General features: G+C 69.3%; 12 protein-coding genes. 10 read left to right on the top strand and 2 right to left on the bottom strand.

All coding sequences use genetic code 11. The features are described from left to right. Positions 1-381 precede the first annotated feature (381 nt). The 4 genes from BME24068_RS20705 to BME24068_RS20720 all read left to right on the top strand — a co-directional run bounded on the left by BME24068_RS20705 (position 382) and on the right by BME24068_RS20720 (position 5,437). Positions 382-2,505 carry a site-specific recombinase gene (locus BME24068_RS20705; RefSeq protein ID WP_174927209.1) on the top strand — a complete coding sequence of 708 codons (2,124 nt, stop codon included), beginning with the start codon at positions 382-384 and terminating at the stop codon, positions 2,503-2,505. Between the two features lie 165 nt (positions 2,506-2,670). Continuing rightward, a complete protein-coding gene (locus BME24068_RS20710) occupies positions 2,671-3,969 on the top strand; it encodes a THUMP domain-containing class I SAM-dependent RNA methyltransferase (RefSeq protein WP_096506392.1) in 1,299 nt (432 codons plus the stop codon). 303 nt (positions 3,970-4,272) lie between these two features. Then, positions 4,273-4,677, top strand: coding sequence for a VOC family protein (locus BME24068_RS20715; RefSeq protein WP_096506391.1), 405 nt, complete (start codon positions 4,273-4,275; stop codon positions 4,675-4,677). 73 nt (positions 4,678-4,750) lie between these two features. Then, positions 4,751-5,437 (top strand): helix-turn-helix transcriptional regulator, encoded by a 687-nt coding sequence (locus BME24068_RS20720; protein ID WP_096506390.1) that lies wholly within the window; start codon positions 4,751-4,753, stop codon positions 5,435-5,437. Between the two features lie 61 nt (positions 5,438-5,498). On the opposite strand, the gene BME24068_RS20725 is transcribed toward BME24068_RS20720, so the two are convergent. After that, a complete protein-coding gene (locus BME24068_RS20725) occupies positions 5,499-6,422 on the bottom strand; it encodes a carbon-nitrogen hydrolase family protein (RefSeq protein ID WP_124827111.1) in 924 nt (307 codons plus the stop codon). An 81-nt stretch (positions 6,423-6,503) separates the two neighbouring features. Here BME24068_RS20725 and BME24068_RS20730 point away from each other — a divergent pair, with 81 nt between their 5' ends. The 4 genes from BME24068_RS20730 to BME24068_RS20745 all read left to right on the top strand — a co-directional run bounded on the left by BME24068_RS20730 (position 6,504) and on the right by BME24068_RS20745 (position 11,025). Next, positions 6,504-7,424 carry a LysR family transcriptional regulator gene (locus BME24068_RS20730; protein ID WP_174927210.1) on the top strand — a complete coding sequence of 307 codons (921 nt, stop codon included), beginning with the start codon at positions 6,504-6,506 and terminating at the stop codon, positions 7,422-7,424. 192 nt (positions 7,425-7,616) lie between these two features. Beyond that, complete coding sequence (locus BME24068_RS20735) at positions 7,617-8,126, top strand: NUDIX hydrolase (RefSeq protein WP_096506387.1); 510 nt, start codon at positions 7,617-7,619, stop codon at positions 8,124-8,126. Continuing rightward, positions 8,123-9,283, top strand: coding sequence for a tRNA 2-thiouridine(34) synthase MnmA (mnmA, locus tag BME24068_RS20740; RefSeq protein ID WP_174927211.1), 1,161 nt, complete (start codon positions 8,123-8,125; stop codon positions 9,281-9,283). The genes BME24068_RS20735 and mnmA overlap by 4 nt, the downstream gene beginning before the upstream one ends. Positions 9,284-9,405: 122 nt before the next feature. After that, on the top strand, positions 9,406-11,025 hold the full coding sequence (locus tag BME24068_RS20745; protein ID WP_174927212.1) for an FMN-binding glutamate synthase family protein: 1,620 nt from the start codon (positions 9,406-9,408) through the stop codon (positions 11,023-11,025). 112 nt (positions 11,026-11,137) lie between these two features. On the opposite strand, the gene BME24068_RS20750 is transcribed toward BME24068_RS20745, so the two are convergent. Next, positions 11,138-11,752: a glutathione S-transferase family protein gene (locus tag BME24068_RS20750; RefSeq protein ID WP_096506384.1), complete on the bottom strand. Its 615-nt coding sequence runs from the start codon at positions 11,750-11,752 to the stop codon at positions 11,138-11,140. Positions 11,753-11,936: 184 nt separating this feature from the next. Here BME24068_RS20750 and BME24068_RS20755 point away from each other — a divergent pair, with 184 nt between their 5' ends. Both BME24068_RS20755 and BME24068_RS20760 read left to right on the top strand, forming a co-directional pair. Beyond that, positions 11,937-13,334, top strand: coding sequence for an aminopeptidase P N-terminal domain-containing protein (locus BME24068_RS20755; RefSeq protein ID WP_174927213.1), 1,398 nt, complete (start codon positions 11,937-11,939; stop codon positions 13,332-13,334). A 79-nt stretch (positions 13,335-13,413) separates the two neighbouring features. Next, positions 13,414-14,601, top strand: a complete 1,188-nt coding sequence (locus tag BME24068_RS20760; protein WP_174927214.1) for a UbiH/UbiF/VisC/COQ6 family ubiquinone biosynthesis hydroxylase — start codon at positions 13,414-13,416, stop codon at positions 14,599-14,601. The last annotated feature ends 74 nt before the right edge of the window (positions 14,602-14,675 follow it).

Raw genomic sequence — 14,675 nt, forward strand, 5'->3', positions numbered from 1 at the left:
GTCGACACGGCCGGCGTCGACGCGCACGCATCGGCCGAATGGCCGCTTTGCATTGTTTGTCAAAATCCGCCGGAACCGGCACCACGCAACGCGGTCGGCTTGCGTTTTCGCGCCCGATTGACGATCCTACGCACTTTCAGGCTCGCACCGCCCGTCGGTCGTGCGCGTCAGCCAGCGGCAATCGGGCCGCGTCCGGTCCGATCGTCGCGTCTCCCGATGCGATGCACGCGTGTCCGCATGCACCGTATCGGGGCAGCCGCATCGCGGATTGCCGCGCACCGCCCGGCAGCCCGACCAGCCTCATCCGTTCTCCCCGGCGCCGCGCCGCATTCCCGGCCGGCATCCCGAACCCGCCCGTCCAGGGCTTTCGCTATTCCGTTTATGTTTCGTTCCCTGACGACCCTGATCAAGAAGTGGCGCGCGTCGCGCAATGCGGGCCACCAGCTCGACGCCCTGCTCGCGCACGCCGACGCGGATGCGTCGTACGCCGAGCGCAGCGAATGGCTGATCGAGCTCGCGCACTGGTTGCGCCGCAACGGTGCGATGCAGGCCGCGCAGGATGCGCCTGCCGAACGCGACATCGACACGCGCGCGTATCCGGCGCACGCGCGGCTGCGCTATCTGCTCCATGTGCTCGACCGCAATCCCGCGTGGAAGTCGCACGCCGCGCGCATCGTGCGCGGCGTCCTGCGCGAGTGCGACGGCATCTCGCTGCTGTGCGACGCCGGCATGCCGGTGCACTCCGGTTTCTTCGGCGCGCTGTTCGAGCGGATCGACTCGTCGCTGATCCCGCCCGCGCCGAACCGCCGCGAGCTGACGGCGCTGTTCACGCTGATGTTCCCGACGCCGGAAGACGCGCAATGGATCGACGCGCTGCCCGACGACCTGCTCGCACGCCTCGCGGCGCTGATCTCGTTCGACGTCACCGAAGAAGAACGCCACGAGCCCGGGTCGTTCTCGCGCGACCTGCTGGCCGCGCTGCACAACCTGACCTGCCAGATCAGCTCGACCGGCCTGTCGCAGACGGTGCGCAGCCGCCTGTCCGACGGCGACGCGCGCAAGCCGCTCGAAACACAGCCGTTCTACCGCCTCACGCGTGCAATGCTCGCGGTCGAGACCGCGCACGCGGCCGTCGAGGACGGCGGCGATCCGAACAAGCTGCTGCACGAGGTGAACTACCTGCGCGTGCTGCTCGACGAATGCCGGATCGCGGTCGACGACGTGTTCGCGCACCTGTACCGCAACGGCGTGTCGGTCGACATCGTGTTCCAGGTCGAGCGCATGCGCATGCGGATCCTGCGCGCCGAGATGCTGCTCAACGCGTGGATGGCCCGCGACGATCTGCGCGGCATGGCGCGCCTGACCGCCGAGCTCGTCGATGCGAACCAGAACAGCCAGAGCGTGTCGCACCTCGTGCGCAGCAACTTCTCGCTGTTCGCGCGCAAGCTCGTCGAGACCAACGCGGACACCGGCGAGCACTACATCTCGCGCGGCCGCGCCGAGTATCTGAAGATGCTGCGCATGGCCGCGGGCGGCGGCCTCGTCACCGTCGCGACGGTCTGCGTGAAGTTCGCGATCACGGGCGCGCACCTGCAGTCGATGCTCGAAGGGCTGCTCGCCGGCATCAACTATGCGGCGAGCTTCATGCTGATGCACTTCCTGCACTTCACGCTCGCGACCAAGCAGCCCGCGATGACCGCGCCGACGCTCGCGCGCGAGCTCGACAACACCGGCCATGAAGAAGGCGTGAAGGCATTCGTCGCGTCGGTGATCGCACTGATCCGCACGCAGGCCGCGGCGATCTCCGGCAACGTGCTCGTCGTGCTGCCCGTGTGCCTGCTCGTGCAGCTGTTCGCGGGCAACGTGCTGCACGCGAACCTGATCTCGCCGGAGAAGGCGCACGCGACGCTGCACTCGTTCTCGCTGGTCGGCCCGACGCCGTTCTATGCGGCGCTCACGGGCGTGCTGCTGTGGGCGTCGAGCCTGCTCGCGGGCTGGGCCGACAACTGGTTCGTGCTGCACCGGGTCGGCGACGCGCTCGCGTACAACCGCCGGCTGCGGCTCACGCTCGGCGCGGCCGGCGCCGCGAAGTTCGCGCACTTCTGCCGCTCGAACGTCGCGGGCGTGGTCGCGAACGTCGGCCTCGGCCTGATGCTCGGCCTGATCCCGGCGATCGTCACGGTGTTCCTGTTCCCGTTCGAAGTGCGGCACGTGACGCTGTCGGCCGGCTCGATCGGCGTCGCGCTCGGCGTGCTCGGCAAGAACGCATTGAGCACGCCCGAGCTGTGGTGGGCGTGCGCCGGCGTGCTGAGCATGGCGATCCTCAACGTGCTCGTGAGCTTCGCGCTCGCGTTCACGATGGCCGTGCGCTCGCGCAGCCTGCGCCGCACCAAGGTGCGCGCGCTGGTCGCCGCGATCGTCCGCACGGTGCTGTCGAAGCCGTCCGCGCTGTTCTGGCCGGCCGGCGGCCCGGCAGCGCAGGCCGGCCAGCCCGGCTCGCACTGACCGCCCGACGCCCGCGCGGCGCCCCGCCGGGCATCGCCGCGCGGGCCACCCGGCGCGCGCAGGCGGCCCGCATGTCGGCGCCCGCGTCCCGAATCGGACGCCACGCCGGCTCCGGCCGCCCGCGCCGCGTACAATAGTGGACTTTTGCACGTCCTCACCCGCCTTATGTCCTCGCCCACCCTGTACGAATTCTTCGCTCCCTGCCCGCGCGGCCTCGAAGCGGCGCTTGCCGCCGAGCTGGCCGAGATCGCCGGCCGTCATCTGAACGGCGCGCCGTTCACCGCGGGCGCGCAGGTGCCGGGCGGCGTTCATTTCGGCGGCGGCTGGGCCGCCGGCATGGCCGCGAACCTCCATTCGCGGATCGCGAGCCGGATCCTGCTGAAGATCGCGCACCGCCCGTACCGCAACGAACAGGACGTCTACGCGCTCGCGCTCGAGCAGCCGTGGGAACGCTGGTTCGCGTCGACGCAGACGCTGCGCGTCGACATCACCGCGATCAAGTCGCCGCTGAAAAGCCTCGAATTCGCGACGCTGCGCGTGAAGGATGCGATCTGCGACCGGATGCGCGAGAAGACCGGCTCGCGGCCGAGCATCGACACCGGTGCGCCGGACGTGCGCGTGTTCGCGTTCCTGACGGCCACCGAATGCACGCTGTACCTCGATACATCGGGCGAGCCGCTGTTCAAGCGCGGCTGGCGTCTCGACAAGGGCGCGGCGCCGCTGCGCGAGAACCTCGCGGCCGGCATCCTGCGCCTGACGGGCTGGACGCCCGGCACGGCGCTGTACGATCCGATGTGCGGCAGCGGCACGTTCCTCGCGGAAGCCGCGCAGATCGCGCTCGGCGTGGCGCCGGGCGTCGAGCGCCGCTTCGGCTTCGAAAAGCTCAAGCAGTACGACATCACCGCCTGGCAGGGCCTGAAAGTCCCGGCGCTCGACGCGAAGCGCGCGGCGCGCGGCAAGCGCGATGCGCTCGGCGTGTACGGCAGCGACATCTCCGGCGACATGCTCGAGAAGGCCCGCGCGAACCTCGAACGCGCGGGCGTGCCGTCGGTATGGCTGAAGCAGGTCGACGCGCGCGGGATGACGCCGCCGTGCGACGGCCCGGGCATCATCCTCGCGAATCCGCCGTACGGCGAGCGGATCGAAGTGCGCGGCCGCAGCGCGCGCGGCGAGGTGCGTGAAACGGGCCGCAACCGCGGCAACGACGACGCATTCCGCCGCACGCACACCGACGCGCCGGACAGCGAGTTCTTCAACGCGCTCGGCGATGCGCTCAAGCAGCGCTTCACCGGCTGGCAGGCGTTCCTGCTGACGTCGGACCGTTCGCTGCCGGGCCAGTTGCGGCTGCGCGAATCGGCGAAGACGCCGCTGTTCAACGGCGCGCTCGAATGCCGGCTGTTCCGCTTCGACCTGATCGCCGGCAGCGTGAAGGCACGTCCGGCCGCGCCGGAAGGCGACGCGTGACGCACGAGACACGCAAGACGGCCGCTGCGGCCGCCTGCTGACATCCCGACGACGCCCGGCACCCGCCGGGCGTTTTGCTTTGCGCGGCGCCGATGCTCGCGGTGCCGCACCCGCCCCCTTTTCGATCCCCCGCCAGCACGGCCCGCCCGGCCGCCCCCCGCCGAAGCTGCCCGCCGAAACCGCCGCGTGTCGGCACCGCGATGACTACTGACAGCACGCTGTCAGCAGCACGCGATCACACTGCAATCCCGGCGCAATGCAAGGCTGGTTTCCATTCAGAACCCGAACAACAAGGAGCTCGTCGTGACGTCCGCAACTGCAACCGCAACCCTGGAACGCGCGATCGCGTGGTTCGACATTCCGTCCCTGGATTTCGATCGCGCGATCCGTTTTTACGAAACCGTGCTGCAAACCACGCTGCAGCGCGAAGTCATCGGCGGCGTGCCGATGGCCATGTTCGATCACGAAGCGTCGAGCACGGGCGGCAGCATCGTGTTCGATCCGCAGCAGATGAAGCCGAGCGCGAACGGCGTGCTCGTGTACCTGAACGCCGGCGAGTCGGTCGTCGCGGCGCTCGAACGCGTGAAGCGCGCGGGCGGCGTCGTGCAGGGCACCGTCGTCGAGCTGCCGAACAACTACGGTTACATCGGCTATCTGATCGATACCGAAGGCAACCGCGTCGGCCTGCACGCGCCGAAATGCCACTGAGCGCACCGGCGACCGGGCCGGCGCGGCGCTATCATCGCGAAGTCCCCGTAGCCGTTGGAGTCGAGGTGCAGTCATGACGCGCCGTGCCGACCGTCTGTTCCAGATCGCCGAGCTGTTGCGCGGACGGCGTCTGACGACCGCGCAGCAGCTCGCCGACTGGCTGTCGGTGTCGCCGCGCACGGTCTATCGCGACGTGCGCGACCTGCAACTGTCGGGGGTGCCGATCGAAGGCGAAGCCGGCATCGGCTACCGGCTGAACCGCAACGCGAGCCTGCCGCCGCTCACGTTCACGGCCGAGGAGCTCGCGGCGCTCGCTGTGGGCGCGCGCATGCTCGAAACCTGGGGCGGCGCGCGCTTTGCCGGCGGCGCCCGCTCGGCGCTCGCGAAGATCGCGTCCGCGATGCCGGCCGACAAGCGCACGGCGCTCGATCGCCTGCCGGTGTTCGCCCCGTCGTTCCACATCGACGAGACGTTTTGCGGGAAGGTCGACGCGATCCACCAGGCGGTCGACACGCGCCACGTCGTCAGCTTCGGCTACCGCGACCGGCTCGGCGCCCATACGCAACGCCGCGTGTGGCCGCTCGGGCTCGTCTACTGGGGCGGACGCTGGACGATCGGCGCGTGGTGCGAGCTGCGCGACGACTTCCGCACCTTCGACATCGCGCGGATGGGCGACATCACCGTGCACGAGCAGTTTCCCGACATGGAAGGACGGCGCATCGCCGACTACATGCGGATCGCGGAAGCGCCGATGCGCTGACACGCGCGGCGGCCGCTGCCGCCGTTCGTTCGCCGGGGCATGCACGCCCCGGCAACGCCCGTCATTCCCCGAACACCACCGGACGCTTCGGCCGCTCGTCGACGTGCAGCGAAAACACGTCGGCGCGCGCATAGTGCCCCACCACGTCGAAGTCGTAACGCGCGCGCACCAGTTCGTCGGTATCGATGCGCGCGGTCACGAGCCCGGGCTCGCCGATCAGCGGCTCCGTCAGCAGGTCGCCGAGCGGCCCGACGATCACGCTGCCGCCGCGGATCAGCGGCCGTTCGGGATCCCAGCCCGGCACGTCGATGCCGAGCGCGCGCGGCGACGGCTGCACCTGGCATGCGCTCACGACGAAGCAGCGCCCTTCGTGCGCGATGTGCCGCATCGAGCTTTGCCACAGATCGCGCTCGTCGACGGTCGGCGCGCACCAGATCTGCACGCCTTTCGCGTACATCGCGCAGCGCAGGAGCGGCATGTGGTTCTCCCAGCAGATCGCGGCGCCCGCGCGGCCGGCCGCGGTGTCGACCACCGGCAGCGTCGAGCCGTCGCCCTGCCCCCAGATCAGCCGCTCGGTGCCGGTCGGCATCAGCTTGCGGTGCTTCGCGACGAGCCCGTCACGCGGATCGAAAAAGAGCGCCGTGCAGTACAGCGTGCTGCCGCCGCGCTCGATCACGCCGACCACGAGGCTCGCGCCCGTGCGCTGCGACAGCGCGGCCAGCTCGTCGGTTTCCGGCCCCGGCACGTCGATCGCCTGCGCGGCGTAGCGCGCATACGCATCGCGCCCCTCGGGCAACCGGTAGCCGAGCCGCGTGCCGAAGATCTCGCCTTTCGGATAGCCGCCGAGCACGGCCTCGGGCAGCACGACGAGCGATGCGCCGCTGTCGCGGATCGCGCTTTCGTAGCCGAGGATCGTGTCGAGCGTGGCGCGCGTGCCGGCGGGCGATGCGCCGATCTGCAGCGCGGCGATGACTGAGGTGGACATGAGGGCGTCTCCGGATGAATGGGGTGACGCCATCTTTATCGATATGATGTCATCGATCAAATCGATACAACGATAACTGACATGAACGCAGATGATATCGCCGGTCTCGACCTGAACCTGCTGAAAGTGTTCGAGGCGCTGTACGAGGAAGGCGGCGCGAGCCGCGCGGCGCTGCGGCTCGGCCTCACGCAGTCCGCCGTCAGCGCGGCGCTCGCGCGGCTGCGCGTGATCTATGCCGATCCGCTGTTCGTGCGCACCGGTCGCGGCCTCGCACCAACGCCGCGCGCCGACGAACTGAAGCCCATCCTGTCCGATGCGCTCGACCGCTGCCGCGAAAGCCTGGCGATCGCGGCCGACGGCGGCGAGCGCATCGGCCGCACGATCTCGATCGGTCTGTCGGACGACTTCGAGATCGCGCTCGGCCGTGCGCTGATCGACGCGGTCGCGCAGGAAGCCGCGGGGATCCGGCTGATCTTCCGGCAGACGCACAGCGGCATCGCTGGCGACGCGCTGCTGCGGCACGGCGTCGATCTCGCGATCGCATCGGGCGGGTTTTCGGCGAACGGGCTCAGCCGGCGTGCGGTCGCCACCGGCGGCTACGCGTGCCTGATCGATCCGGCCAGCCGCGCTCGCGCGCCGCGCACGCTGGCGCTCGACGATTTCCTGCAGCGCGACCACCTGCTCGTATCGTCGGGCGGCGTGATCGGAATCGTCGACGAGGCGCTGGCCGCGCTCGGCCACAAGCGGCGCGTCGCGGCGTCGACCACGCATTTCGCCGCGCTGCCGTATCTGCTCGCCGGCTCCGATGCGGTGGCGACGATTCCGGCGCACGCCGCCCGCGCGATCGCCCGATCGACGTCGCTGCGCGCGCTCGCGTGCCCGGTCGAGCTGCCGCGCTACCCGGTCGAGATCGGCTGGCGCACGAGCACGCAGCGCGACCCGGCGATCGTGCGCGTGCGGGATACGATCGCCGCGTGCGTCGCCCGGATCGTCGCACCATGAAAAACGGGGCACGATTCGGCTGGCGATTGCGGGGCCCCTGCCCCCGGCTCGCCGCTGCCACCGGCAGGCCGGGCCGCCCATTCGCGGCCCGGCAATGCAGGCGAGCCGCCTGCGCCGGACGAACGATCGGGGTCGGATTCGTCTGAGCACATGGCCGGCAGCGTCCGGGCGCAACCGGTAAAATGCCGAACCATGAAACCCGAAATCTGGACCCCGCACGTGACCGTTGCAGCGCTGATCGAGCGCGCCGGCCGCTTTCTCGTGATCGAGGAAGAAACCTCGACGGGCCTGCGCATCAATCAGCCGGCCGGCCATCTCGAAGCCGGCGAGACGCTCGCCGACGCCGTGATCCGCGAGACGCTCGAGGAAACCGCGCATCCGTTCGTTCCCGACGCGCTCGTCGGCGTCTATCTCGCGCACTACGAGCGCCCCGGCACCGCCGGCGCGACCTATCTGCGCTTCACGTTCTGCGGCACGGTCGGCGAGCCGTTGCCGGGCCACACGCTCGACGACGGCATCGTCCGTACGCTGTGGATGAGCGCCGACGAACTGCGCGCCTGCAGCGAGCGGCACCGCTCGCCCGCGGTGATGCGCTGCGTCGACGACTATCTCGCCGGGCGGCGTATTCCGCTCGATTTCGTGCACACGCATTCGGTCGCGCCGCGTCCGGACGCATTCGACCGTCAGGCGGTAAACAAATGAGCAAGCGCCGTGTAGTAGTGGGCATGTCGGGCGGCGTCGATTCGTCGGTGACCGCGTGGCTGTTGAAGGAACAGGGGTACGACGTGGTCGGCCTGTTCATGAAGAACTGGGAAGACGACGACGACGGCGAATACTGCTCGACGCGCCAGGACTGGATCGACGTCGTGTCGGTGGCCGACCTGATCGGCATCGACGTGGAAGCCGTGAATTTCGCGGCCGAATACAAGGACCGCGTGTTCGCCGAATTCCTGCACGAATACTCGGCCGGCCGCACGCCGAATCCGGACGTGCTGTGCAACGCCGAGATCAAGTTCAAGGCGTTCCTCGATCACGCGATGTCGCTCGACGCGGAAATGATCGCGACGGGCCACTATGCGCGCGTGCGCGAACGCGACGGTCGCTTCGAACTGCTGAAGGCGTTCGATCATACGAAAGACCAGTCGTACTTCCTGCATCGGCTGAACCAGGCGCAACTGTCGAAGACGATGTTCCCGCTCGGCGAGATCCCGAAGACGAAGGTGCGCGAGATCGCCGCGCAGATCGGGCTGCCGAATGCGAAGAAGAAGGATTCGACCGGCATCTGCTTCATCGGCGAACGGCCGTTCCGCGACTTCCTGAACCGCTATCTTCCGACGAAACCCGGCCCGATGAAGACGCCGGACGGCAAGGTCATCGGCGAGCACATCGGCCTCGCGTTCTATACGTTCGGCCAGCGCAAGGGCATCGGCCTCGGCGGCAGCAAGGACGGCAGCGGCGAACCGTGGTTCGTCGCCGCGAAGGACATCGCGTCGAACACGCTGTACGTCGTGCAGGGCCACGACCATCCGTGGCTGCTGTCGCGGCAGCTCGTCGCCGGCAACGTGAGCTGGGTCGCGGGCGAGCCGCCGGCCGAAGGCTTCTCGTGCGGCGCGAAGACGCGCTACCGGCAAGCCGATGCGGCGTGCGCATTCGGCGTCGCGGCACCCGGCCCGGCAGGCGAAGCACGCTTCTCGCTCGCGTTCGACGATGCGCAATGGGCGGTCACGCCCGGCCAGTCGGCCGTGCTGTACGACGGTGAAATCTGCCTCGGCGGCGGCATCATCGAGTCCGCGGCCACCGGCCAGCCCGGTCGGGTCGCCCCCGAAGGCCACGCGCCGGCGTTCGCCGACGCACGCTGACATCCATTCGGTTTAGACTTGCGGCACGCCGCGCCCGGCGGAACACGATTTCGTCGCGGCCGGCGCGCCGCCTTCGCAGCGTACGCATGGCGGCATTTCAAGATTCTTACGGAGTCCCCCCCATGCTTTCTCGACGCTACCTCGCGATGTGGTGTGCCATCCTGCTGCTCGTCGCGGCGGCCGCCCTCGCGTCGGCCCACATGCTTTCCTGGCTGTGGATCATCATCCCCGTCGCCCTCGTCGCGCTCGGCGTGTACGACCTGAACCAGGACCGTCACGCGATCCTGCGCAATTACCCGCTCTGGGGCCACTTCCGCTTCCTGTTCGAATTCATCCGGCCTGAAATCCGCCAGTACTTCGTCGAGGACGACACCGACGAAAAACCGTTCTCGCGCGCGCAGCGCAGCCTCGTCTACCAGCGCGCGAAGAACGTCGCCGACAACCGTCCGTACGGCACCGAGCTGAACGTGAAGGCCGTCGCGCACGAATGGATCAGCCATTCGCTCGCGCCGACGAAGCTGCCGAACCACGATTTCCGCATCCGCGTCGGTGCGAATCGCGCGCAGCCGTACGACATCTCGATCTTCAACATCTCGGCGATGAGCTTCGGCTCGCTGTCCGCGAACGCGATCCGCTCGCTGAACCTGGGCGCGAAGAAAGGCGGTTTCGCGCACGACACCGGCGAAGGCTCGCTGTCGAAGTACCACCGCGAAAACGGCGGCGACATCATCTGGGAAATCGCGTCGGGCTACTTCGGCTGCCGCAACGACGACGGCACGTTCAACCCGGACAAGTTCGCGAAGCAGGCCGCCGAGCCGCAGGTCAAGATGATCGAGATCAAGCTGTCGCAGGGCGCGAAGCCGGGTCACGGCGGCGTGCTGCCGGCCGCGAAGATCACGCCCGAGATCGCCGAGACGCGCGGCGTGCCGATGGGCAAGGACTGCATCTCGCCCGCCACGCACTCGGAATTCTCGACGCCGCGCGGGCTGCTCGAATTCGTCGAGCGGCTGCGCACGCTGTCGGGCGGCAAGCCGACCGGCTTCAAGCTGTGCATCGGCCATCCGTGGGAATTCTTCGGGATCGCGAAGGCGATGGTCGAAACCGGCATCGTGCCGGACTTCATCGTCGTCGATGGCGCGGAAGGCGGCACCGGCGCGGCGCCGCTCGAATTCACCGACCACGTCGGCGTGCCGCTGCAGGAAGGGCTGCTGCTGGTGCACAACACGCTCGTCGGGATCGGCGTGCGCGACCGCGTGAAGATCGGCGCGAGCGGCAAGATCATCACCGCGTTCGACATCGCGCGCACGCTCGCGATCGGCGCGGACTGGGTGAACTCGGCGCGCGGCTTCATGTTCGCGGTCGGCTGCATCCAGGCGCAGCACTGCCACACCGACCGCTGCCCGACCGGCGTCGCCACGCAGGACCCGGTGCGCCAGCGCGCGCTCGTCGTGCCGGACAAGGCCGAGCGCGTGTACAACTTCCACCGCAACACGCTGCACGCGCTGCAGGAACTCGTGCAGGCGGCCGGCCTCGGCCACCCGTCCGAGCTGCGCGCGCATCACATCGTGCAGCGCGTCGCGCCGCACGAAGTTCGGCTGATGTCGCAGTTGCTGAAGTACCTGAAGCCGGGCGCGCTGCTCGACGGCCAGACCTGCGGCTATACGCTGTACGACAAGTGGTGGCCGATCTCGCGCAGCGATTCGTTCGTGCTCGGCGAGACCGTCTACGCATCGATCGAGTAACGTCGGATGCGCAGGACCGCCCGTCGCCCGGGCGGTCCGCCAAAACCGCCAAAACAAAAGCGCCCCGCGGGGCGCTTTTGTTTTTGTCTGCCCAATACGCAGCCGGCGGTGCTCAGCCTTGCGGCAGCGTGTCGGCGAACGTCTGGCGCTGCGACAGCTTCGCGAAATGCTTGTCGAGGTTCGGGTGGTGGTCGCGCCAGTTGAGCTCGGGCATCCGGAAGTCGAGATAGCCGAGCGCGCAGCCAAGTGCGATGTCGGCGAGCGTGTAATGATTACCGACGCACCACGTCTTGCCGCCGAGGCCCTGCGACATCGCGACGAGACCGTCGTCGATCTTGCGCTGCTGACGCGCGATCCAGCTCGCGCTGCGCTGCGCTTCGTCGCGCAGCGTGTATTCGAGACGGATCGCGACCGAGGCGTCGAGCACGCCATCGCCCAGCGCTTCCCAGCAACGCACTTCGACGCGCTCGCGCCCCGACGGCGGAATCAGCTTGCCGACCGGCGACAGCGTATCGACGTATTCGCAAATCACGCGGGAATCGAACACCGCGGCACCATCCTCCATCACGAGACACGGGACCTTGCCGAGCGGGTTCGATGCATGAATATCCGTTTCCGGCGCCCACACGTTCTCGAGCTCCAGCTTGTAGTCGATCTTCTTTTCGGCGAGCACGATCCGCGCCTTTCGGACGTACGGGCTGCTGAGCGAACCGATTAATTTCATCATCTGCCTTTTTAAGGGAACTGCCGAGAGTATACGTTGTCGCCGATCATAACCGGCCGGCGTGGCCGGGTAGAAAATCGCCCGTCCGGCCTGTGGATGGTTTGCAACAGCCGCCGCCCGGCCCCTTCCGGCGCGGCTCGCAGCCGCCGCTCTCACGCGTCGCGTCCGGCGGCGCTACAATCGCACGATGAATGCGCCCCTCGATACCGCCCTCGCCGTCGACGTCTACCGCCAGCGCCGCGAACGCGTGCTTGCCGCACTGCGTGCCGCGGGCGGCGGCGTCGCCATCGTCCCCACCGCGCCGGAAATGCTGCGCAACCGCGATACGGCGTTCCCGTACCGGTTCGACAGCTACTTCCATTACCTGACAGGATTCGCCGAGCCCGATGCCGTGCTCGTGCTGAACGCGGCCGCGTCGCATGGCGCGCCGGAATCGATCCTGTTCTGCCGTGCGAAGAATGCCGATCGCGAGATCTGGGAAGGGTTCCATTACGGCCCCGAAGCCGCGCGCGACGCGTTCGGGTTCGACGCGGCCTACGCGGTCGACGTGATCAACACCGAGATACCGCGCCTGCTCGCCGACGCGGGCACCGTGCACTACCGGTTCGGCGCGTCGGCCGACTTCGAGCGCCAGCTCGCCGGCTGGGTCGACGCGGTACGCGCGCAAGCCCGTACGGGCGTCGCGGCGCCTGACGCGCTGCTCGACCTCACGCCGCTGCTCGACGACATGCGGCTCGTGAAGGACGAGCACGAGCTCGCGACCATGATGCGTGCCGCGCACATCTCCGCGCTCGCGCATCGCCGCGCGATGCAGGCGTGCCGCCCGGGGGTCCGCGAATACGAACTCGAGGCCGAGCTGCTGTATACGTTCCGCAAGCATGGCGCGCAGGCGCCCGCGTACGGCTCGATCGTCGCGGCCGGCGCGAACGCGTGCGTGCTGCACTACCCGGCCGGCAACGCGGCCGCGCAGGACGGCGACCTGATCCTGATCGACGCCGCGTGCGAACTCGACGGCTACGCGTCGGACATCACGCGCACGTTCCCGGCCAACGGGCGCTTCTCGCCCGCGCAGCGCGCGCTGTACGACATCGTGCTCGCCGCGCAGCAGGCCGCGATCGACGCGACGCGCGCGGGCGTGCCGTTCGAGGCGCCGCACGACGCGGCCGTGCGCGTGCTGGCCCAGGGGCTGCTCGATACCGGCATCATTCCGAAAACGCGCTTTGCGAACGTCGACGACGTGATCGCGGAGCGCGCGTACGCGCGCTTCTACATGCATCGCACCGGCCACTGGCTCGGCATGGACGTGCACGATTGCGGCGACTACCGCGAGCGGCTCGCCGCGCGCGACGCGAACGGCATGCTGCCGTGGCGCACGCTGAAGCCCGGCATGACGCTCACCGTCGAGCCGGGCCTGTATGTGCGCGCCGCCGACGACGTGCCGTCCGAATACTGGAACATCGGCATCCGCATCGAGGACGATGCGATCGTGCGCGAGCACGGCTGCGAGCTGATGACGCGCGACGTCCCCGTTGCGGCGGCCGAGATCGAGGCACTGATGCGCGCGGGCGCGACGCACGGCGCATGAGCCGGCCGCCGCGCCTTCGTCGACCGGCAGCGGGCCGCCGTCGGCTGCCGTTGACCGTTACCCCGTTTCACGAACATTGATGACGACCGCTTCCTCCCCGGCCACGCCGGACTACGACCTCGCCATCGTCGGCGCGGGCCCCGTCGGGCTCGCACTCGCCGGCTGGCTCGCGCGACGCAGCGCGACGCAGCACGCGTCGATCGCGCTGATCGACGCACGCGAACCGGCCGCGAGCGCGAACGATCCGCGCGCGATCGCCGTGTCGCACGGCAGCCGCGTGCTGCTCGACACGCTCGCATGGCCCGGCGACGCGACGCCGATCGAACACATCCACGTTTCGCAGCGCGGCCATTTCGGCCGCACGCTGATCGACCGCGACGAGCACGACCTCGCCGCGCTCGGTTACGTCGTGCGCTACGGCTCGATCGTGCAGGCGCTCGCGAGCGCGGTGCACGGCACGCGCATCGACTGGCTCACGTCGACCACCGCGCGCACACCGCAGCAGGACGCCGACGGCGTCACGCTGACGCTCGACGGCCCGCAAGGCGAGCGCACGCTGCGCGCGCGCCTCGTCGTCAACGCCGAAGGCGGGCTGTTCCACGAACAGCAGGCCGATACCGGCAAACACCAGCGCGACTACGGACAGACCGCGATCGTCGGCACGGTCACGGTCTCGGCACCGCGCCCGCACGTCGCATGGGAGCGCTTCACGCACGAAGGCCCGCTCGCGCTGCTGCCGCTTGGTGGCCCGCGCCAGGCCGAATACTCGCTCGTGTGGTGCTGCACGCCCGACGAAGCGGCGCGGCGCGCCGCCCTGCCCGACGACGCGTTCCTGCGCGAACTCGGCACGGCATTCGGCGAGCGCATGGGCCGGTTCGTCGCGATCGCGGGGCGCGCGTCGTTCCCGCTCGGGTTGAATGCCGCGCAAACGCTCGTCAGCGGACGTGTCGCGATCGTCGGCAACGCCGCGCAAACGCTGCATCCGGTCGCGGGCCAGGGGCTCAACCTCGGGTTGCGCGATGCGCACACGCTCGTCGATGCGCTGTCCGCGCAAGGCTTCGAAGCGACCGCGCTCGCCACCTTCAACGCGCGGCGTGCGCTCGACCGCCGCTTCACGATCGGCGCGACCGACACGCTCGCGCGCCTGTTCACGGTCGATGCCGGCCCGCTTCCGCTGCTGCGCGGCGCGGCACTCACCGCGCTCGAATTCGTGCCGCCGCTCAAGAAGGCCATCGCGCGCCAGATGATGTTCGGCCAGCGCAACTGACGCGCGACGCGCCGCGCATTGCGCGCGGCCGGGCTACTCAAACCGGGTCAAATCGGCGGGGCATGGGAATACGG

Origin of the sequence: Burkholderia anthina (assembly GCF_902498995.1) — a bacterium.
Taxonomy (GTDB): Bacteria; Pseudomonadota; Gammaproteobacteria; order Burkholderiales; family Burkholderiaceae; genus Burkholderia; species Burkholderia anthina.

Bases quoted from the DNA above. Each gene is read 5' to 3' on its own strand.
- BME24068_RS20705 (WP_174927209.1), top strand. From the start codon at position 382: ATGTTTCGTTCCCTGACGACCCTGATCAAGAAGTGGCGCGCGTCGCGC.
- BME24068_RS20710 (WP_096506392.1), top strand. From the start codon at position 2,671: ATGTCCTCGCCCACCCTGTACGAATTCTTCGCTCCCTGCCCGCGCGGC.
- BME24068_RS20720 (WP_096506390.1), top strand. From the start codon at position 4,751: ATGACGCGCCGTGCCGACCGTCTGTTCCAGATCGCCGAGCTGTTGCGC.
- BME24068_RS20725 (WP_124827111.1), bottom strand. From the start codon at position 6,422: ATGTCCACCTCAGTCATCGCCGCGCTGCAGATCGGCGCATCGCCCGCC.
- BME24068_RS20730 (WP_174927210.1), top strand. From the start codon at position 6,504: ATGAACGCAGATGATATCGCCGGTCTCGACCTGAACCTGCTGAAAGTG.
- BME24068_RS20735 (WP_096506387.1), top strand. From the start codon at position 7,617: ATGAAACCCGAAATCTGGACCCCGCACGTGACCGTTGCAGCGCTGATC.
- mnmA (WP_174927211.1), top strand. From the start codon at position 8,123: ATGAGCAAGCGCCGTGTAGTAGTGGGCATGTCGGGCGGCGTCGATTCG.
- BME24068_RS20745 (WP_174927212.1), top strand. From the start codon at position 9,406: ATGCTTTCTCGACGCTACCTCGCGATGTGGTGTGCCATCCTGCTGCTC.
- BME24068_RS20750 (WP_096506384.1), bottom strand. From the start codon at position 11,752: ATGATGAAATTAATCGGTTCGCTCAGCAGCCCGTACGTCCGAAAGGCG.
- BME24068_RS20755 (WP_174927213.1), top strand. From the start codon at position 11,937: ATGAATGCGCCCCTCGATACCGCCCTCGCCGTCGACGTCTACCGCCAG.
- BME24068_RS20760 (WP_174927214.1), top strand. From the start codon at position 13,414: ATGACGACCGCTTCCTCCCCGGCCACGCCGGACTACGACCTCGCCATC.